General features: G+C 60.4%; 19 protein-coding genes. 6 read left to right on the forward strand and 13 right to left on the reverse strand.

Annotated features, from left to right (window positions below; genetic code table 11):
- Positions 1 to 3 precede the first annotated feature (3 nt).
- From BN32_RS08555 to BN32_RS08565, 3 genes are all read left to right on the forward strand, one after another.
- A complete protein-coding gene (locus tag BN32_RS08555; RefSeq protein ID WP_019197742.1) occupies positions 4 to 1,284 on the forward strand; it encodes a beta-ketoacyl-ACP synthase in 1,281 nt (426 codons plus the stop codon).
- A 95-nt stretch (positions 1,285 to 1,379) separates the two neighbouring features.
- Positions 1,380 to 2,402, forward strand: coding sequence for a zinc-binding dehydrogenase (locus tag BN32_RS08560; RefSeq protein WP_019197743.1), 1,023 nt, complete (start codon positions 1,380 to 1,382; stop codon positions 2,400 to 2,402).
- Positions 2,402 to 3,334 (forward strand): lipid A biosynthesis lauroyl acyltransferase, encoded by a 933-nt coding sequence (locus tag BN32_RS08565; protein ID WP_019197744.1) that lies wholly within the window; start codon positions 2,402 to 2,404, stop codon positions 3,332 to 3,334. The genes BN32_RS08560 and BN32_RS08565 overlap by 1 nt, the downstream gene beginning before the upstream one ends.
- Here BN32_RS08565 and BN32_RS08570 read toward each other — a convergent pair whose 3' ends face one another.
- The 9 genes from BN32_RS08570 to BN32_RS08610 form a co-directional block, all read right to left on the reverse strand.
- Positions 3,335 to 4,435 carry a polyamine ABC transporter substrate-binding protein gene (locus BN32_RS08570; protein WP_051488497.1) on the reverse strand — a complete coding sequence of 367 codons (1,101 nt, stop codon included), beginning with the start codon at positions 4,433 to 4,435 and terminating at the stop codon, positions 3,335 to 3,337.
- Positions 4,436 to 4,470: 35 nt separating this feature from the next.
- Positions 4,471 to 5,622 (reverse strand): aminotransferase, encoded by a 1,152-nt coding sequence (locus BN32_RS08575; protein WP_019197746.1) that lies wholly within the window; start codon positions 5,620 to 5,622, stop codon positions 4,471 to 4,473.
- Between the two features lie 7 nt (positions 5,623 to 5,629).
- Positions 5,630 to 5,974, reverse strand: a complete 345-nt coding sequence (locus BN32_RS08580; protein WP_019197747.1) for a rhodanese-like domain-containing protein — start codon at positions 5,972 to 5,974, stop codon at positions 5,630 to 5,632.
- Positions 5,975 to 6,097: 123 nt separating this feature from the next.
- Positions 6,098 to 7,999 (reverse strand): potassium transporter Kup, encoded by a 1,902-nt coding sequence (locus BN32_RS08585; RefSeq protein WP_019197748.1) that lies wholly within the window; start codon positions 7,997 to 7,999, stop codon positions 6,098 to 6,100.
- Between the two features lie 151 nt (positions 8,000 to 8,150).
- On the reverse strand, positions 8,151 to 8,978 hold the full coding sequence (locus BN32_RS08590; RefSeq protein WP_019197749.1) for an OmpA/MotB family protein: 828 nt from the start codon (positions 8,976 to 8,978) through the stop codon (positions 8,151 to 8,153).
- Positions 8,979 to 9,007: 29 nt separating this feature from the next.
- On the reverse strand, positions 9,008 to 9,781 hold the full coding sequence (locus tag BN32_RS08595; RefSeq protein WP_019197750.1) for a motility protein A: 774 nt from the start codon (positions 9,779 to 9,781) through the stop codon (positions 9,008 to 9,010).
- A 244-nt stretch (positions 9,782 to 10,025) separates the two neighbouring features.
- Positions 10,026 to 10,907: a CDP-diacylglycerol--serine O-phosphatidyltransferase gene (gene pssA, locus BN32_RS08600; RefSeq protein WP_019197751.1), complete on the reverse strand. Its 882-nt coding sequence runs from the start codon at positions 10,905 to 10,907 to the stop codon at positions 10,026 to 10,028.
- A 73-nt stretch (positions 10,908 to 10,980) separates the two neighbouring features.
- Positions 10,981 to 11,679 carry a phosphatidylserine decarboxylase gene (locus BN32_RS08605; RefSeq protein ID WP_019197752.1) on the reverse strand — a complete coding sequence of 233 codons (699 nt, stop codon included), beginning with the start codon at positions 11,677 to 11,679 and terminating at the stop codon, positions 10,981 to 10,983.
- 34 nt (positions 11,680 to 11,713) lie between these two features.
- Positions 11,714 to 13,687 (reverse strand): ABCB family ABC transporter ATP-binding protein/permease, encoded by a 1,974-nt coding sequence (locus BN32_RS08610; protein WP_019197753.1) that lies wholly within the window; start codon positions 13,685 to 13,687, stop codon positions 11,714 to 11,716.
- 216 nt (positions 13,688 to 13,903) lie between these two features.
- On the opposite strand from BN32_RS08610, the gene BN32_RS08615 reads away from it, so the two are divergent.
- Entirely contained in the window at positions 13,904 to 14,509 is a 606-nt protein-coding gene (locus tag BN32_RS08615; RefSeq protein WP_019197754.1) for an LOG family protein, read from the forward strand.
- A gap of 10 nt (positions 14,510 to 14,519) precedes the next feature.
- Here the strand turns inward: BN32_RS08615 and BN32_RS08620 are convergent, their stop codons facing one another.
- From BN32_RS08620 to cysS, 4 genes are all read right to left on the reverse strand, one after another.
- Complete coding sequence (locus BN32_RS08620) at positions 14,520 to 14,909, reverse strand: VOC family protein (RefSeq protein WP_019197755.1); 390 nt, start codon at positions 14,907 to 14,909, stop codon at positions 14,520 to 14,522.
- A gap of 33 nt (positions 14,910 to 14,942) precedes the next feature.
- Positions 14,943 to 16,541 carry a citramalate synthase gene (gene cimA / locus BN32_RS08625; protein WP_019197756.1) on the reverse strand — a complete coding sequence of 533 codons (1,599 nt, stop codon included), beginning with the start codon at positions 16,539 to 16,541 and terminating at the stop codon, positions 14,943 to 14,945.
- Positions 16,538 to 17,062: a GNAT family N-acetyltransferase gene (locus BN32_RS08630; protein WP_019197757.1), complete on the reverse strand. Its 525-nt coding sequence runs from the start codon at positions 17,060 to 17,062 to the stop codon at positions 16,538 to 16,540. Before BN32_RS08630 ends, cimA begins: the two co-directional genes overlap by 4 nt.
- Positions 17,063 to 17,176: 114 nt before the next feature.
- The gene (cysS, locus tag BN32_RS08635) at positions 17,177 to 18,589 is read right to left on the reverse strand and encodes a cysteine--tRNA ligase (protein ID WP_019197758.1); all 1,413 of its coding nucleotides are present in this window, start codon (positions 18,587 to 18,589) and stop codon (positions 17,177 to 17,179) included.
- A gap of 291 nt (positions 18,590 to 18,880) precedes the next feature.
- Here cysS and BN32_RS08640 point away from each other — a divergent pair, with 291 nt between their 5' ends.
- Positions 18,881 to 19,180: a hypothetical protein gene (locus BN32_RS08640; RefSeq protein ID WP_040425587.1), complete on the forward strand. Its 300-nt coding sequence runs from the start codon at positions 18,881 to 18,883 to the stop codon at positions 19,178 to 19,180.
- A 148-nt stretch (positions 19,181 to 19,328) separates the two neighbouring features.
- A complete protein-coding gene (locus BN32_RS08645; RefSeq protein ID WP_019197760.1) occupies positions 19,329 to 20,450 on the forward strand; it encodes a DUF2865 domain-containing protein in 1,122 nt (373 codons plus the stop codon).
- Position 20,451 lies beyond the last annotated feature (1 nt).

The raw sequence follows: 20,451 nt of genomic DNA on the forward strand, positions 1-20,451 counted from the left end.
ACGATGACATCGACTCGCGACAAGTTCGGACGGCCTATCGTTGTCGTCACCGGCATGGGCCTCGTCACGTCCCTCGGCGCAGGCAAGTCCGACAACTGGGCCAAACTTACGGCCGGCGAATCCGGAATCCGGACCATTACCCGTTTCCCCACCGACGGTCTTAAGACCACGATGGCGGGAACGGTCGATTTCATTCCGGTCGAGCCGTTCTCGTCGACGGTGCTCTCCGAGCGTCTTGCCGACGTCGCGACCGAAGAAGCGGTTGCGCAGGCCAGCATCGGCGCCAAGGGCGACTTCCCCGGCCCGCTGTTCCTGGCCGTCGCACCAGTAGAACTTGAATGGCAGCCGCGGCAGGACATTGCCCGCGCCACCGGCATGAAATCCGGCATTGATTACGACGCGCTGCTGCAGGCTAGCGGCGGCGGACGCTTCACCAACCTGCATCGCCGTTTCATCTTCGGTTCGGTTGCCGATCACCTCGCTGACACCTTCGGCACAAAAGGCTCCCCGATCTCGCTATCGACCGCCTGTGCATCGGGCGCGACGGCAATCCAACTCGGCGTCGAGGCAATCCGCCGCGGTGAAACCGACGCAGCGCTGTGCGTCGCGACCGACGGCTCGGTCAACGCGGAAGCATTGATCCGCTTCTCGCTGCTGTCCGCTCTTTCGACCCACAACGATCCGCCACATGCGGCGGTGCGCCCATTCTCCAAGAACCGCGATGGTTTCGTCATGGCGGAAGGTGCCGGCGCATTGGTACTTGAAAGCCTGGAAGGCGCAACCGCACGTGGCGCGAAAATCCTCGGCGTCGTCGCGGGTTGCGGCGAGCTCGCCGACTCGTTCCACCGCACTCGCTCCAGCCCCGACGGCAAACCGATCGTCGGCTGCGTGCGCAATGCGCTGGCCGACGCCGGTGTCGGTATCGAGCAGATCGACTACATCAACGCTCACGGTACCGGCACGCCCGAGAACGACAAGATGGAGTATCTCGGCATCTCCACGGTGTTCGGAGAGCGCGCCAACCACATTCCGGTGTCGTCCAACAAATCGATGGTTGGGCATACGCTCTCGGCCGCGGGCGCGGTAGAAGCTGTATTTTCGCTGCTGACCCTCGAGCACCAGCGCATTCCGCCAACCATCAATTACGACGTGCCCGATCCGGCGATCCCGTTTGACGTGGTGCCCAACAAGGCCCGCGACGCGCGCGTGAGCGCGGTAATGTCGAATTCGTTCGGGTTCGGCGGTCAGAACGCATCGCTGATCCTGACCCGCGAGCCAATCTAGCAGCGACGAATGCAACTTTCGGCGGTTGACGGCATCTGCCGAACCGGCGATACGCAGCCTAAAGTCCACAATCCTTGTGCCGGAGACGCGGTATTATGCGTGCGCTCAGTCTTGTTGCCGACCGCCAACTGGTGGTCGCGGATACACCCCCGCCCCCGCCGCCCGGCGCTGGCGAGGTGCAGATCCGCGTCAAGGCCGTCGCCCTCAACCACATCGATGTCTGGGGCTATCGCGGCATGGCGTTCGCCAAGCGCAAGCTCCCGCTCGTCGTCGGCGCGGAAGCTTCGGGCGAAATCGCCGCCGTCGGCGAAGGCGTGACACGCTTCAAGCCGGGTCAGAGCGTGGTGATGTACGGCGCGCTGACCTGCGGCGTTTGTCCCGCATGTCGGGCTGGCCGCGACAACCTCTGCGAAAACGTCGCCGGCATCATGGGCTTCCATGTCGACGGCTTCGCCCGCGAATTGATGAACCTTGACGAACGGCTGGTCATTCCTGTGCCGGACGGCGTTTCGGATCGCGACGCCGCCTGTGCGCCAATTGCATTCTCGACCGTTCAGCACATGCTGTTCGATAACGCCAGGCTCCTGCCGGGTGAAAGCGTGCTGGTGCACGCCGGCGGCTCCGGAATCGGCACAGTCGCAATCATGATGGCCAAGGCAATCGGCTGCACTGTCATCACCACCGTCGGCGACGACTCCAAGATCGAAGGCGTCAAGGCGCTCGGCGCCGATCACGTCATCAACTACCGCAAGGACCGCTTCGAACACGAAACTCGCAAGATCACGAAGAAGAAGGGGGTCGATGTCGTGTTCGAGCACGTCGGCGCGGACACCTTCAACGGTTCGCTGCTGGTCCTGAAGCGCGGCGGACGACTGGTGACCTGTGGCTCGACCTCCGGTCCCACCACCACCATCAACCTGATGCAACTGTTCCAGCAGCAGTATCGCATCTTCGGATCGTTCGGAGCTACGATGCGCAACATCGCCGAGAGCCTCGACAAGATGGCTCAAGGGATGAAGCCGGTCATCGACACCGAAGTTCCGATCGAAGATGTTGCCGCAGCGCTCAAGCGGATGGAAAGCCGGCAGGTGTTCGGCAAGATCGTCGTCACTTTCTGATGCGCCGCCTGTTCCTTCGTACGAAAGCCATCCTGCGCGGTGCGCTGAAGCCCGTGACGGGAGCGATCCTTGGCGGGATTGCGGTCGGCATGTTGCGCGTCACGCGGTACTTCGACCCAGAACGCACCGCGAATTTTTTCGCATCGGTGACACGCGCCATCGGTCCTTGGCTCCCCGAACACAAGATCGGCCGGGCCAACCTGATCGCGGCATTCCCGGAGAAATCACCTGCCGAGATCGACGCCATTCTCATGGGCGTTTGGGACAATCTTGGCCGGGTCGGTGCCGAGTTCGCACATCTCGATTACGTCTGGAAACTCGACCCCGAGCATTTGGACACCAGCCGCGTCGAACTCGCGTCCGGCACTGCCGAGAAATTCGAAGCATTGCGCGACGACGGCAAGGGCGCGTTGATTTTCGCAAGCCATCTTGCCAACTGGGAACTCCCGGCGCTCGCAGCCCCAGCCTACGGACTGGAGTCGGCGGTGCTGTTTCGTCGCCCCAATATCGCCGCCGTGGATCGCGCCATCCAGGATATCCGCTCCGTCAACATGGGAACGATGATCGCCACCACGCACGATGCACCGCTACGGCTGGCGCAGGCGCTGCTAGAGGGCGTGCATGTTGGAATGCTCGTGGACCAGCATTTCGGGCGCGGCGTTGACGTGACGTTCTTCGGCCGCACGGCCAAGGCCAATCCCCTGCTCGCGCGCCTCGCCCGGCAGGTCGAAGTCCCAATTCATGGCGTGCGCATCGTCCGGCTGCCGAACCATCGTTTCCGTGCGGAGCTATCGGACGAAGTAACACCAGTCCGCGATGCCAAAGGCAGGATCGATGTTCAGGCGACCACGCAGGCGGTCACCAGTGTGATCGAGCGATGGGTTCGCGAGCATCCAGAGCAATGGCTTTGGCTCCATCGCCGCTGGCGGTAACTATCGCCCCGTCTTCACCCGCGTCCACAAACGATTGATGATGCGCTGGGTCGCAGGATCGCGCGCCGTGATCACGAACAGGCGATCGAGCGTTGCCTCATCCGGATAGATCGTTTTGTCGTTGAAGATCTTTGGATCAATCAGCTTCTGACTGGCGAGATTGCCGCTCGCGTAAGACAGGAAGTCAGAATTCTTCGCGGCGACGTCTGGCCGGTACAGATAATTGATCAGCTCGTGGGCCTCAGCCACATTCCGTGCGTCCGCTGGAATGGCGAAGTTGTCGAAAAACATCTGCGCGCCCTCTTTCGGTAGCGCATATCCGATCTCGACCCCGTTTTTGGCCTCGGCAGCGCGGCTCTGGGCCTGCTTGATGTCGCCGGACCAGCCAACTACGAAGCAGATCTCGCCCGTGGCCAGCGCGTTCAAATATTCCGACGAATGAAACTTGCGAACATAGGGCCGTATCTTGCCAACCAGTTCTGCTGCTTTATCGAGATCGGCCTGTTTCGTCGTGTTCGGATCGAGGCCGAGATAGTTCAGCGCAGCCGGCAGGATATCGTCGGCAGAATCCAGCATGTGAATCCCGCAATCCTTGAACTTTGCCAGATTCTCGGGCGTGAACACGATGGACCACGAATTCATAGCTGAATCGATCTTGGCGTCGTTGCCCAGAATCTCCTGAACCTTCTTGACGTTGTAACCGATACCCGTAGTACCCCACATATAGTTGGCCGCGAAGGCGTTGCCGGGATCGTAAACCGCAAGACGTTTGGTCACTTCTGGCCATGCATTGGCAAGATTGGGCAGCCTTGACTTGTCGAGCTTCTGGAAAATGTTGGCCGCGATCTGGCGTTGCAGGAAATACGCCGTCGGCACCACGACGTCATAGCCAGACTTGCCAGCCAGCAGCCGGGTCTCGAGCGTCTCGTTGGCATCGAATGTATCGTACGAAACCTTGATGCCGGTTTCCCTGGTGAACTGTTCGAGGACGCCGGGCGCCATATAGTTCGACCAGTTGTAGAAGTTTACGCTACGCTGCTGCGCCGGCGCGAACGACGCTGAAGCAACAAAAGCGCTCGCGACGACTGCGGCGAGGGTCAGCCCTCTCTTGACGCCAACGGACACCGGATTTCCTCTCAACCGTGAAGAACGTTCGTGAGCCGCTCCAGTGCCGTGTCGAGCGTTGCATCCTTCTTGGAGAAACAGAACCTCACCACCGAAGTGACGTGGTTCTCTTCATAGAAGGCCGACACCGGGATAGCGGCAACCTTGTGCTCATGCACGATGCGCTTGCAGAAAGCTACGTCGCTTTCGTTCAGACCCAGCGGCGCGAGATCGACATTGAGAAAGTAGGTCCCCTGCGACTGCAGTACCGGGAAACCAAGGCTGGACAGACCCTTGGTCAGACGATCGCGGCTTCGCGCAAGATCGGCCCGCATCTGCAGGAAGTAATCGTCGGATTTGCCAAGGCCGTAAGCGACCGCGACCTGAAGATTGGGCGGGGTCGTGAAGGTGATAAACTGATGCGCCTTGGCAAGCACGCGCAGAATGTGCGGTGCGGCGCAGACGAAACCGATTTTCCAGCCGGTCAACCCGAACATCTTGCCTGCGGAGCCGATTTTCACCGTGCGATCGCGCATTCCCGGAATCGCGATTAGCGGAATGTGCTCGCGGCCGTCGAACACCACATGTTCCCAGACCTCATCGCAGATCGCGATCAGGTTGTGCTCCTGACAAATCCGTCCGAGCATCTCGAGATCCTCGCGTGGATAGACCACGGCGGCCGGGTTGAGCGGATTGTTCAAGATCACGTAACGCGTCTTGGGAGTGATCGCGGCACGGATCGCCTCCTCCGGCAGGCGCCAGTGCGGCGGCTCAAGGCGCAGGAATTTCGGAATGCCGCCCGCGAGCCGGATAATCGGCACATAGGAATCGTACATCGGCTGGAAAACCAGCACCTCGTCGCCAGGCTGAACCAGTCCGAGGATTGATCCCGTCAATGCTTCGGTGGCGCCCGAGGTCACCATCACCTCGCTCATCGGATCGAGTTGCACACCATGCCAGTGAGCATAATGGGTGGCGATGGCCTGGCGCAGCTCAGGGATCCCCATCATCGAGGGATACTGGTTGTAGCCGTTCAGAACGGCATCCGCGGCTTTCTCCCTGATGTCGAGCGGCCCAGGATCGTCCGGAAAGCCTTGGCCCAAATTTATTGCGTTGAGATCGCGGGCGGCCTGCGACATGACGTCGAAAATAGTATTCGGCAGGTCCGCGAAAATCTTGTTCATCGGAAGATCAGCCGCCGGTTTTGGACGGCAACCCGGCAGCCTTCCACGCCAGCATGCCACCCGCGAGGTGTGAGTCGTAAGGCTTTCCGCCGGCTTGTGCGGCCAGCGACGCCGTGACCGAACGCTTGCCGGAGCGGCAGGCGAAAACCACTGTTTTTCCCTTTGGATCGGGAATTTCTGCTGGATCGAAGGTCGAAAGCGGCAGAACCACCGCATCCGGATAAGCCTCGACGGCAACCTCATTCGGCTCACGCACGTCGATCAGGAGATAGCGCCCTTGCGCAATTCCGGAAGCGACCTCTTCCGCTGTCAAATCGTGAATTTTTTCAGCCTGTGACACATCAACCTCCACTGGGGGCAATCCGAAAAGCAGAGCCGCTTATCGGAAAATCACGGCCCCGAGATTACGCGCGAACGGCGCACAACCTCCCTTTTTGCAGCAAGAAAATCAAGCGTGGGCGGGCGCCGATTGCCTCTAAATGGTGACTTGCGTACCGACTTCCACCACGCGCCCCGTCGGGATCTGGAAGTAATCGGTAGCGTCATTCGCAGACCGGCTCATCGCGATAAACAGATGGTCCTGCCACTGCGGCATGCCGGATTGCGCTGCGGGCTTCAACGAGCGCCGCGATACGAAGAACGACGTCGACATGATGTCAAACTGCCAGCCGAGCTTGCGAGCGACAGCCAGCGCCTTTGGTACGTTCGGCGATTCCATGAATCCGAAGGACAGCCGAACGGTCGAGAACTTGTCGCTGATCTTCCCCATCCTGACACGATCCGCCAGATCGACACGCGGTGTTTCCGCCGTATGGATGGTGAGGATCACATTGTGTTCGTGGAGCACCTTGTTGTGCTTCAGGTTATGCAGCAATGCCGTCGGCACGTATTCGGGATCGCTTGTCAAAAAGACCGCCGTGCCTTTGACAATATGCGGGGGCCGCTTCTCGAGGCTCTTGATGAGATCGAGCAACGGGACTTCGGTTCGCCGCGTCTTGTTGATCAGGATTGCGGCGCCGCGACGCCACGTCCAGATCAGACCTGCCATCAGGATGCCAAACAGCACCGGCACCCAGGCGCCCTGAAGAAGCTTCAGGAGATTGGCCGTCAGGAACGTCAAATCGACAATCACCAAAGGAATGATCAGCGCGGCCGCCGTCGCGGCGCGCCAGTTCCAAACCTTCCAGATCACGACAAAGCACATGATGCCGTCGCAAACCATTGTCGTGGACACGGCGATACCGTAGGCCGACGCTAGGTTGCTTGAGGTGCGGAACAGCCCGACGAGCAACAGCACGCCAATCAGAAGCATGATGTTGACGCGCGGCAGATAGATCTGGCCCGCATGCGTTTCCGACGTGTAGCGAACCTCGAACCGGGGCAGCAGGCCGAGCTGAATCGCCTGTCGCACGAGCGAAAACGCACCGGTAATAACGGCTTGGCTGGCTATTACGGTCGCTGCGGTCGCGAGACAGATCAAGGGCACCAGCACACCGTCCGGCACCATTCGATAGAACGGGTTCTCGATTGCTTCCGGATGCGACAAAACCAGAGCACCCTGACCGAAGTAATTCAGCAGCAGACATGGAAGCACGAAGTAGAACCACGCCGCCTGAATCGGCTTACGGCCAAAGTGCCCAAGGTCGGCGTACAGCGCCTCGCCGCCGGTCACTGCCAGAAACACAGCACCGAGAATCACGAGTCCGATCACGCCGTGCGTCAGCAGGAACTGGACGGCAAACACCGGATTGATGGCGTGTACGATGCCGGGATCGTCGCTGATATGCATCAGCCCCATAACGCCCAACGTCAAGAACCAGACGATCATCACGGGGCCGAAGGCACTGGCGACCATCGCCGTTCCCCGGCTCTGCACCGCGAACAGACAGATCAGGATGACGATTGCGAGCGGGACGACATAGTGTTCGAGCGCGGGGGCTGCGATCTTCAAACCTTCGACAGCGGAGAGCACGGAAATTGCTGGCGTGATCATCGCGTCGCCAAGGAACATCGATCCGCCGATCACGCCGAGCGCCAAAAGAAACCAGCTCCGCCGCCCAAGCGCCCGCTGGCCAAGTGCCATCAGCGACAGCGTTCCGCCCTCTCCATTGTTGTCGGCGCGCAACAGGAGCAGCACATACTTGAGAGTCACGACAACGATCAGCGACCACAGGATCAGCGACAGAACGCCGAGTACGATCTCGCGGGAGACGGGGCCACCGTGAGATGCGTTATGGACGGCCTCTCGAAAGGCGTACAGCGGCGACGTGCCGATGTCGCCGAAGACCACACCGATACTTCCAAGGGTGAGTGCCCAAAAGCCGGTGGTTACCGGCACCTCTTGGGGCGTATCGGCAGGTGTATCGCTGGCAGCCATGATCGAAGGAACGCCCTGACGGTGTCTTTGATCCCGGCAAGCCCGGTGATCACTTTAGAGTGGCGCTTCTTATATCACTGCCATCCTATGTCTACTGCGACGCAGATCGGAACCCCAAACACACCATTAAATGGTATAAATATACCGCCAATCATGGCTTGAGGTTGGGCGGCAGCGGCGGATCCTCCCGCATCAACGTAATGGTCACCCGCCGGTTTGCGGCCAGCGAGGGATCGTCTGGAAACAACGGCTGGGTATCCGCTTTGCCCGCGACAGAGAACACGTGCGAGGCTGGCAACCCCTCCTGCTCGAGGATCTGGCGAACGACATTGGCGCGGTCCGCAGACAGGTCAAAGCCGTCATACCCGGACCGCGTGGGCATGAAGCCCGCAGAGGTATGGCCGACGATGGCGACGCGTAGCGGGGTCGCCTTCAGCGGCGCGGCGAGTCTTTGAAGCAGGCGACGAGTTCGCTCGAGCGGCTGCTTCGAACCATCGGCAAACATTGAGCGGCCGTCCTGGTCAACGATCTCAAGATTAAGCCCCTGCTTGGTTTCCTCGAACAGGATGTGCTTGGACAGTTCTGAGATTTCGGGCAGATCCTGCAGCGCCTGACGCAGGGAAGCCGACGCAAGTGCGAATTCGCGATCGGTCTTCATGCGCATGCCGGCAATCTTGAACTTGTCTTCCTGATCCGGCGTCGGATTGTTCGTCGCCTCCTCCGGCGGTACGTGAGACGTGTTCTTCAGACGCGATCGGGTCGGAAGTCCGTCAGACTCGATAATGCCGGAGAAGCGAGACTGGGTCTGAACGCCAAAGGCCTCACGCATCGATCCGGCAACGATCTTCAGCTTGTTGGAGTCCTGACTGGAGAACGCCACGAGCATCACAAAATAGCTCAACAGAAGAGCCATCAGGTCGGCGAAGGTCACGAACCAGCCGTGACCTCCATGCTCCTCTGCGCGCTTTTTCTTAGCCATCCCGGTGGGTCCGTTCCCGCAGCCGTTGTTTAAGCCGGAACCGGCTCACCCTCTTCGTGGCGATGTTTTTCCGGCAGGTAGGCCAGCAGCATTTCGCGAACAAGCGTTGGAGATTTCGCATCACGGATCATCAGGATCCCGTCGATGATCAGCGTGCGGTTGGTCTCCTCATCGAGCACCTTGACGTGCAGCTTGTCAGCGATCGGCAGACAAATGAGGTTCGCGACCAGCGCGCCGTACAGCGTGGCCAATAGCGCCACCGCCATGAAGGGGCCGAGCTTGGACGGGTCGGACATGTTGGAGAACATCTGCACCATGCCGAGCAACGTGCCGATCATGCCGAATGCAGGCGCACAATCGCCAATCGCGCGATAAATCTTCGATCCCTCGGTGAGGTGCATGAGAAAGTTGTCGCGGTCGCGCTCGAGATTGTCGCGAATGAACTCAAGATCGTAACCGTCGGCGATGTAACGGATGCCTTTCGCCAGAAAGGGATCGTCCGCCTCGATTTTTTCCAGACCGACCGGTCCCTGCTTGCGTGCGACTTCGGCGATCCGGGCCAATTCATCGACAAGATCGCGCGCGGACAGTCGGCTCAGCGTGAACGCGAACTTCGCGCCCAGCGGCAAGCCATGAAGGATGGCGGACAGCGGAAACCTGATCAGAGTGGCAGCAAACGAACCGCCGAAGATGATGATCACTGCGTGGATGTCGTAGAACATCCGGAAATCGCCACCCATCAGAACGAGTGTGCAAAGCACCGCAATGCCCGCAACAAGGCCGATGCCCGTGGTGATATCCATTGAAAACTCCGACGCAACCAACAGCGCGACCCGTTCTGAGCGCGCATCGGAACAGTAGCGGCGGGGCCATTAAGGTCGGGTAAAGGTTATTGAATCGATGCCCGGAGGCGACGAGATAATCGTCATTCCCCTTCCGATGCGGTCAAATGGTAGCGATTGGCGCCGATATCGGCAGCGCCTCGCAATGTGATCCGACCGAATCTCAGGAAATCATTAACCATACAGCGGTGGGAAGCCGCTGCAGTCAATTCAGACGCGGTGGCCGGTCTTCTTTCACGGAATCAACTGCTACGTTGAAATCCGGCGCGGCGGGGCTCGCATGGCCCGGTTCGCTGACCGCTGCGGCTTCGCGCGCGCGGCGTTCGTTCGCGCGATAGGAGGTCCATCCAATCGGGAGGCTGAGAAGATAGATCAGCGAGCCTCCGGTCAGAAGTTGCCACGGATAACTGATCAGAACAGCGATAAACAACACGACCAGCACAACCACCGGCAACACCATGTCCGGCGCGATCTTGCCGCCGATCATCTTGCCGGAGAACACGGGCAGCCGCGACACCATCAGGAACGCGATCGACAAGGTGAATACTGCCGTGATGGGGGCCGGCAACTGCGGCGCGCCGATAAAAACCAGGTACATCGGCAGCAATACGCAAAGCGCGCCCAGCGGGGCGGGTACGCCGGTAAAATAGTTTCCAGCGAAAGCGGGCTTGTTCGGGTCGTCCATGGTGGCGTTAAACCGAGCCAGCCGCAATCCGCCGCTGATGGCAAAGATCATCGCTGCGATCCAGCCGACATTCTTCAGATCATGCAACTGCCAGAAATACAGAATGAGCGCGGGCGCGACGCCGAAATTGACGAAATCCGCGAGGCTGTCGAGCTCCGCGCCAAAACGGGACTGCCCCTTGATCATGCGCGCCACGCGTCCGTCGATACCGTCGAGGATCGCCGCAAACACGATTGCCCCGAGGGCAAGTTCGTTGCGGCCTTCGATGGAGAGCCGGATTGCAGTCAAGCCGGCGCAGATCGCCAGCAACGTAATGACGTTGGGCACCAGCATCCGGATCGGAATCTGGCGAAACCGCCGGCGGCGCAAATCAGGCGTTCTGGGGTCGGGAAGCATGGCCATGGGACCTTATATAACAAGCCCCACCCTGCTTCACCATTGTGGCGAAAAGCCTGCTGGATGATCGCAGGCTTGGTTAATCCACGCGGTAGCTGCGCCCGCCGTCGCCGAGCTTGAAGTCGGCCAGCACGGTTTCGCCGGCGATGGCCGTCTGGCCCTCGGATACCAGGGTTTTGGCGCCTTCCGGAAGGAAGACGTCGAGCCGCGAACCGAAGCGGATCAGCCCGAACCGCTCACCCGCCCCAAGGACCTGCCCCTCCTTCACGAAGGACACGATGCGCCGGGCCACAAGTCCCGCGATCTGGATGACCCCGATCCGGCCAGCCGGCGTGGAGATAACCAGCGAATTCCGCTCGTTATCCTCGCTGGCCTTGTCGAGATCGGCGTTCAGAAACTTGCCGGGACGGTAAGCGATACGGTCGATGCGGCCAGCCACCGGGCTGCGGTTCACGTGGCAATTGAACACGCTCATGAAGATCGAGATGCGCGGGAGGGGCTTGTCGCCAAGGCCGAGCTCCGCCGGCGGCACAGCCTGCACAACCATCGACACCCGGCCGTCGGCCGGCGACACCACGATGCCCTCGCGCACCGGCGTGACGCGCACCGGGTCACGGAAGAACAACGCACACCACACCGTCAGTCCGCATCCGATCCAGCCGAGCGGCGTCCATATCCAGAACAGGATCAGGCTGGCGAAGGCAAAAGCTCCGATAAAGGGATACCCCTCCGGATGGATTGGGGGAATTTGCGCGCGAATGGAATTGACGACGGACATGAGTTCAAAGACCTGCGTTTAATGTGACCCAAAACTATTCGGCGGCGGCGGGCGTAACCAGCGGATCGTCGACCGGCGGCGGCGCGCGATTGGGCGCGATGTTCTCGTCGGCCATCATGGCCAGCTTTTCCCGCGCTTCCTGAGCCTCACGTTGCCTGTTCCACATGCTCGCGTAAAGGCCATTTGCCGCCAGAAGCTGTGAGTGGGTGCCACGTTCGGAAATGCGCCCCTGATCCAGCACGATAATTTCGTCCGCGCCCACGATCGTGGATAGCCGGTGAGCGATCACCAGCGACGTTCGGCCGCGCGCGACTTTCTCCAACTGATCCTGGATTTCCCGTTCGGTGTGGCTGTCGAGCGCGGACGTCGCCTCATCCAGCACCAGAATCGGCGGCCCTTTCAGGATGGTCCGGGCAATCGCAACGCGCTGCTTTTCGCCGCCGGACAGTTTCAGGCCGCGTTCGCCGACCTCGGTCTCGTAACCGTGCGACGACATCCGAATGAAGCCGTCGATCTGAGCCATCGCTGCGGCCTCCTCGACTTCCGCGTCGGTCGCGTCCCAGCGGCCGTAGCGGATATTGTAGCGGATGGTGTCATTGAACAGCACAGTATCCTGCGGCACCATGCCGATGGATGCGCGCAGCGACGACTGCGTGATGTCGCGGATATTCTGGCCATCGATGGTGATCTTTCCGCCGCTCACGTCATAGAGCCGGAACAGCAAACGAGAGATCGTTGATTTTCCCGCTCCGGACGGACCGACAATGGCGACGGTTTTGCCTGCAGGCACCTCGAACGAGAGACCTTTCAGAATCGGACGCTCCGGGTCGTAGGAGAACTGCACGTCCTCGAAGCGAACCGTACCGGCTGAAATCTGCAGCGGCTGCGCGCCCGGGATGTCCTTCACCTCCGGATTGCGCGACAGCACGCCGAACATCTTTTCGATGTCGATGATCGCCTGCTTGATCTCGCGATAGACCATGCCCATGAAGTTCAGCGGTTGATAGAGCTGGATCATCATGGCGTTGATCATGACGAAATCGCCAACCGTGTTGGTGCCGTTACGGATTCCAACGGCGCACATCATCATGGTCGCGGTGAGACCGAAGGTGAAGATCACCGCCTGCCCCGTGTTCAGTACTGCGAGTGACGTATAGGTATGAACGCTGGCGCGTTCGTAGCGCTCCATGGACTTGTCATAGCGCAGCGCTTCGCGCTCCTCGGCGCTGAAGTATTTCACCGTCTCGTAGTTGAGCAGCGAGTCGATCGCCTTGGTATTGGCCTCGGTATCGGAATCGTTCATGCGGCGGCGAATCTCAATGCGCCACTCGGTCGCGTAGTAGGTGTACATCATGTAGATGACGACCGTAACGAACGTCACCAGCACGTACCGCCAGTCGAACTGCCACAGCAGCACGCCCATCATTAGCGCCAGTTCGACGATAGTCGGCGCGAGTTGGAGGATGACCATGCGCACCATGGTCTCGATGCCGGTGCGGCCACGTTCGAGCACGCGCGTCAGGCCGCCGGTCTTGCGCTCCAGATGAAACCGCAACGACAGCTCGTGCATGTGCACGAACGTAAGAAAGGCCAGCTTGCGCACGGCGTGCATTGCCACTTTGGCGAAGAGGCCGTCGCGCCACTGCGTCAGCACCATCATGACGATGCGGATGCCGCCGTAACTCAGTGTCATGATCAGGGGCGACGCGATCAGCCACAGCATCCAGTTCGAGGATTGAACCGGTGCGGTATCGGCGCCTGTCAGAGCATCGACCGCCCACTTGAATGTGAACGGGACGAACAGTGTCGCCGCTTTGGCGACAAGCAGCAGCACCATCGACCAGACGACACGCATCTTGAGGTCGTCCCGGTCACCCGGCCAGATATACGGCCACAGATGGGCGAGCGTTCCGAAGAGCGTTGCTTTCTCGGCATTCAGATCGGCAGGCGTCGGTGGCTTGGCGTTGTGCGACGCCTCGTCGGGCTGGGCAGGATAGAGGTCGGCCATTAAACGTCAGTCGCCTTGAGGCCCAGCGGGGCCTGATGCAGCGCGGGGCGCCCGTTCGTGATTGCGGTCATGGCCGTCATATAAAGCGTTTACGCGGTTTTCGCACCCTTCCCGACCGATTCTTTTCCCCAAAACAACCGATTTGGAGAACTATCGACCTTGCATTGCGAGATACACGTCTTGAAGATGTCGCAACAAACCGCCACATAACCGAGCATGAATACCATTAAGAACGTCTGCGTCTATTGCGGTTCCGGTCCCGGTACCAACCCCGAATTCGTCAAAGCGGCCACAGCCTTCGGCAAGACCCTCGCCCAGAATGGTGTCGGCCTCGTCTATGGCGGCGGCTCGATCGGCCTGATGGGTGCGGTCGCGGCCGGTGCGCTCGACCACGGCGGCAAGGTCACGGGCATCATCCCGACATTCCTGACGAAACGGGAGCATGTGCTTAAAGACGCACAGGAGCTCATCATCACCAAGGACATGCACGAGCGCAAGCAACTGATGTTTGAGCATTCCGACGCCTTCGTGGCGTTTCCGGGCGGTGTCGGAACCCTGGAAGAGCTGGTCGAGCAGATGACTTGGTCGCAGCTCGGCCGCCACAGCAAGCCGATCCTGCTCGCCAACATCGACGGATTCTGGAAACCCCTGCTCGTGCTGATCGATCACATGAGGCAGACGGAATTCATTCGCGCCAACCTGTGGGTCGATGTGCTGACCGCTGATCGCGTCGAGGACATTCTTCCGACGCTGCAGCAGGCGGCCGCGCAGGTGCCCGAATCCGCCAAGCTGATGGACGAAAAGGTCGCGAGCGGCCTGTAAGCCGTCCAGCTCACGCCGGTTGATCGTCCTTCAAGAACGTCACCACCTCGATGCGATTTCCGTCGGGATCGGTGACGAATGCCGCGTAATAGCTTGGGTGATATTCCGGACGCGGCCCAGGCGCACCGTCATCGGTTCCTCCTGCTCCCAACGCCGCAGCATGAAATGCGTCTATCTCTGCAGCACTTCTCGCACGCAGACAGATGTGCGTGCCGCTTTCCGGCGGCACTGGCGACATGCCCGCACGAAGATTGATCCAGAATTCTGGATAGGTCTTTCCAAAACCGACCGTTGCCGGCCGCTCAATCAATCTGTTCAGCCCTAACGGAGCGAATGCCGCTTCGTAGAATTTTGCGGCCCGCTCAATATCTGCAACGCCCACCGAGACGTGATCAATCATTGAGCCCCCTTCCGCTTACGGGACCGGTTATGCCTATACCGGCGCGTTCGATTTCACCAGTTTGTAGACCACCGAGTCCATCAGCGCCTGAAACGACGCATCGATAATGTTGGGCGATACGCCGACCGTGGTCCAGCGCTCGCCTGTCTCGTCCTCGCTTTCGATCAGTACGCGCGTCACGGCCTCGGTGCCGCCATTGAGGATACGCACGCGGTAATCGACCAGCTTCAGGCCCTCGATGTACCTCTGATACTTGCCGAGATCCTTCCGCAGTGCGACGTCGAGCGCATTTACCGGGCCGTTGCCTTCCGCCGCCGAGATCAGCATTTCTCCGGCCACGTCGACCTTCACCACCGCCATCGCCACGGTGACACGCTGGGCCAGCGCGTTGTAACGCTGCTCCACATTGACGTCGAACTGCACGACGCGGAAATAATCCGGCACCTTGCCGAGCGTACGGCGTGCCAGCAGATCGAAGGAGGCATCTGCAGATTCATAGGCATAGCCCGCCGCTTCCTTCTCCTTCATCTCCTCAACCAGACGCGTCAGTTTGGGATCGCTCTTGTCGAACGGAATACCGGCGCGTTCGAGTTCGGCAATGACGTTGGAACGACCGGCCTGATCGGAGACGAGCACTTTGCGATGATTTCCGATGGCCTCTGGAGCCACGTGCTCATAGGTCTGAGGATCCTTCAGCACTGCCGAGGCATGGATGCCTGTCTTGGTGACGAACGCACTCTCGCCGACATACGGCGCATGACGATCCGGTGCGCGATTGAGGATATCGTCCAGCGCGCGCGAGGCATGGACCAGCGTGGCAAGCTTTTCCTGCGAGACGCCGATCTCAAACTTATCGGCAAATTCCTTCTTCAGCTTCAGCGTCGGGATCAGCGAACAGAGATTGGCATTGCCGCAGCGCTCGCCCAAGCCGTTCAGCGTGCCCTGAATCTGCCTTGCCCCCGCGCGCACTGCGGCCAGCGAATTCGCCACCGCCTGCTCCGTGTCGTTGTGGGTGTGAATGCCGACATGCTCGCCGGGGATATGCTTGACCACTTCACCGACGATGGCCTCGATCTCGTTCGGCATCGTGCCGCCGTTGGTATCGCACAGCACCACCCAGCGCGCGCCGGAGTCGTACGCCGCTTTGGCACAAGCCAATGCGAATTGCGGATTCTCCTTGTAGCCGTCGAAGAAATGCTCGCAGTCGAGCATGACCTCGCGACCCGCCGCTTTGGCAGCGCCAACGCTGTCGCGGATCGAGGCGAGATTTTCCTCATTGGTGGTCTCCAGAGCCACCCGGACCTGATACTCGGACGACTTCGCGACGAAGCAGATCGCGTCAGCCTTGGCCTCGATCAACGCTGCGAGACCCGGATCATTCGATGCCGAACGGCCAGGACGGCGCGTCATGCCAAAGGCGGTGAATTTCGCATGATCGAATTTCGGCTTGGCTGCGAAAAATTCGGTATCGGACGGATTTGCGCCCGGGTAGCCGCCCTCAACGTAGTCGATGCCGAGATCGTCGAGCATGTCGGCAATGATCTGCTTGTCATGCAACGTGAAGTCGACGCCGTTGGTCTGTGCGCCGTCGCGCAGCGTGGTATCGAATAGATAGAGGCGCTCACGGCTCATGATGGTCTTCCCGGCATTTCGCCTCGCGGCGCGTCGCCGCCCAGTGATTTCTTCATCGTCGTATTGGCCAGCCATTCGTCGCCGACCGACACCGTATTGCGTTGCTGGCTGGTGTATCCCCGCTTCACGAAGAACGGTTCGGCCGTGTCGCTGGCTTCGACTGTCAGCGAGGTTGCCCCTCGCGCTCCCGCTAACTTCTCAAGCGCATCGCAAAGCGATGTCGCGACGCCCTGCCGTGCAAAACCAGGCAGCACATAAAGAAGATCCAAATGATCCTTGCCTTTCAGCGAGGCAAACCCGACCGGCGAGCTTTCGATCGTTGCAACCAGCGTGAGCTGACTGGCGAGACGTTTTCCGAATTTATCCTCGTCCTCGGCACCACCCGCCCATGCCTCGCGCTGCGCATCCGAATAGTCTTCCTCAGCGAGCTCATCGATGCTGGCAATGTAGATCGCCGCGAGCACCGGGGTGTCCTCAGGGAGAAACGGCCGCAGGCCGACTTTGGGAATGGACTGGCCCATCGGCTTACCAGACGTTGACGAGTTTGAGCGCAAGCGCGATGGCTGCAACGATCAGCAGCCACTTAATTGCGATATAATAGCGCCAGTGCTTTGGAAAAGGCGTATCCGGCTTCGTCATCGCGCGATCTCCCACGTGGTCACGGGTTTGCCGTCGGCATCCTTGCCGTCCTTCAGCACAATGCCTCTGGCGGCGAGTTCGTCGCGGATGCGATCGGACTCCTTGAAGTCCTTTCGTGCGCGAGCCGCCGCGCGAGCGAAGATCAGCTCGTCGACCTTCCCCGCACCGGAAACAACGCTCGCATCAGCCTCGGCGATCCACGCCGAAAACCGCGCGGCATCAAGACCAAGGAACGCAAGCGCATTGCTCAGCGCGATCGAGACATCATCTCCTGGATTGCGGACCTGCTTGCGCAAGGCGTGCAGCTCTGCAATCGCCTTGGGCGTATTCAGATCGTCGGCCAGCGCTTCGACAATGGCTGCTGGCGGCAGTGCCGAGGTCGCAGGAGCTGCCACGCTGAAAAAGTCCTTCAGCGTATTGAACGCATTGTCACATGCGGCCAATGACCAGTCGATCGGCGACCGGTACTGAGTCTGCAGCATCGCGAACCGCAGCGCGTCGCCGGGCCACGAGCGCCCCCTCCAGCCCACAAGTAGTTCCCTGATCGTGACGAAATTACCGAGACTCTTCGACATCTTCTCGCCTTCGACCTGCAGGAAGCCGTTGTGCATCCAGACATTCGCCATGCGCTCTTCGTGGAAGGCGCAGCATGACTGCGCAAGTTCGTTCTCATGATGCGGAAACACGAGATCGATGCCGCCGCCATGAATGTCGAATTGCTCGCCGAGATGTTTCCACGCCATTGCCGAGCATTCGATGTGCCAGCCCGGACGCCCCTTAGCTTCAATGCCGGCCGGAGGCGGCCACGACGGCTCGCCCGGCTTCGATGGCTTCCACAGCACGAAATCCATCGCGTCGTGCTTGTAGGGCGCAACATCGACCCGCGCACCAGCGAGCATCTCGTCAAGCGAGCGGCGCGCGAGCTTTCCGTAATTCGGATCGGACGCCACCTTGAACAGGACGTGGTCCTGCTCTGCATAGGCATTTCCGTTGGCAATCAGCCTTTCGATGATCTGCCGCATCTCGGCGATATGCTCGGTCGCGCGCGGCTCTACCGTCGGCCGCAGGCAGCCCAGCGCATCGACATCGGCATGAAACTGTTTTTCAGTCTGCTCGGTGACCTTGCGGATCGCTTCGTTCAGCGGCAGTCCGGGGAAATCCCGCGCCGCGCGATCGTTGATCTTGTCGTCAACGTCGGTGATGTTGCGGACATACTTGACGTGGTCCGCGCCGTAAACGTGCCGCAACAGCCGGAACAGCACATCGAATACGATGACGGGACGCGCGTTGCCGATATGCGCGAAGTCATAGACCGTCGGCCCGCACACATACATGCGCACGTCCTTGGGATCGAGCGGCCGGAACGGCTGCTTCTCCTTGGTCAGCGTGTCGTAGAGCTTCAGCTCCATGGAAATAGAATCCCTTGCCTTGCGGCCGGGTCGTCCCATGATCTCGATTGAGAAAAGACGGCTCCAGCCAGCGAATCGCTAGCTAATAATCTCGCGGCAGATGCCGAAAATGGAGAGAGAACCGTTCATGGGCCGCACAATGGTCCAGCCGGGGTGACCGCGTCAAGGTCACACTCCATGGATTTCGGCCTCTTTCGGTCCGGTCCGCCACGGAATCGCCGTCCTTAATCATTCTTAACCGTTCGAGCTTATTGATGGAGGCGCCTGTGCTTCTCCCGAACCGGTGCCACCATGCGATTCCTGTTCACACTGACTGTCTGCGTATCTCTCATGACCGCGGTCGAAGTCCGCGCCGACAGCCGTGTTTTCATTGTGGCCAACCAGCCGGACGGCTACGGCGTCGACGAATGTCTGGCCAAGGGTGAAAGATGCGGAGCCCCCGCTGCGCGGGCTTATTGCCAGGCGCGGGATTTCGCGCAGGCCACCGGTTACCGGCGCATCGACCCCGATGAAGTAACCGGCGCGATCCCGGCATCCACCGGCACAACCGGAAGTCACGGCGAGTTCATCGCGATCACCTGCAATCGCTAAAGCAGGGCACCCCAGTTCCCGGGGGGCTTCTTTTCGTCACGATTCTCTGCCTTATCTGCCTCCCTGAATCGACGTGACCTTGCCGCCGGAAGCTAGTATGTGAGCGTCCGTCGGCCGCGCCGCGGTCAGCCAGCCGGATCGGGACAGCTTGCCGAATTCTTCGTTTCTGCGATGGACTTTTGCCAGCGTTGCGCTTGTGAGCGCAGCGCTGCTCAGCCATGGCGCCGCAGCACAGCAGGGATTTCCGCCTCCTCCGTCAGGTCAGCCCGGGGGCGCCAACCCCATCTGCCAGCGGCTCGTTGGCCAGTTGTCGGCAATCGAGGGCGGCGACAGCGCCAAGACTGAACAGATTCAGCGCTATGTCGAGGCGCAGAGCCGCCAGCAATCCGAGCTGGAGCGCGTGCAGGATCAGGCCAGGCGTCAGGGCTGCGACAGTTCGGGTTTTTTCTCGCTGTTCAGCGGCCAGTCTGCGCAATGCGGGCCGATCAACACGCGAATTCAGCAGATGCGATCCAACCTCGACCAGATCACCGGCAATCTTGAACGATTGCGCGGCGGCGGGTTCGGCGGTTCGGAGCGCGAAAACCAGCGCCGTTCTGTACTAATGGCACTGGCGCAGAACAATTGCGGTCCGCAATACGCGGCTCAGTTGCGCAACAGCGGCGGCGGCGGTTTCCTCGAGAACTTGTTCGGCGGCGGCAGCAACAACACCGGCGCACCGATCGACAACGGAGCCGCCTCGGGCACCTACCGAACGGTCTGCGCGCGAAGCTGCGATGGCTTCTATTTCCCGATTTCTTTCGCCACCGTACCAGGCCGCTTCGCCGACGATGAGCGCACCTGCAAGGCGCTATGCCCTGCCGCCGACGCGACGCTCTACAGCTATCGCAACCCCGGCGAAGACATGAACCAGGCCGTATCGATCAATGGCCAGCCCTATTCGCAATCGCCGAACGCATTCAAGTATCGCCAGGCGTTCGACAAGTCGTGCAGCTGCAAGGCGGTCGGCCAGACATGGTCCGATGCGCTGAAAAACATCGACGACAAGGCCGCTGCCGCTCAACAGGGCGACATCATCGTGACCGATGAGAGCTCGAAGAAGATGTCGCAACCAAAGACAGCGACGACGCCGGCAGCCCAGAAGAAAGCGGGCTCGGTCGCAACGCCGACGAACGCGCAACCGCTGCCGACTGGCGCACCGGCCGCTACCTCCGATTCCGGCGACAAGCCAATCCGTTCAGTCGGGCCGACGTTTATTCCGGCGCGCTGAG

It is taken from the genome of Afipia birgiae 34632 (genome assembly GCF_000308295.2).
In the GTDB taxonomy this organism is placed as follows: domain Bacteria; phylum Pseudomonadota; class Alphaproteobacteria; order Rhizobiales; family Xanthobacteraceae; genus Afipia; species Afipia birgiae.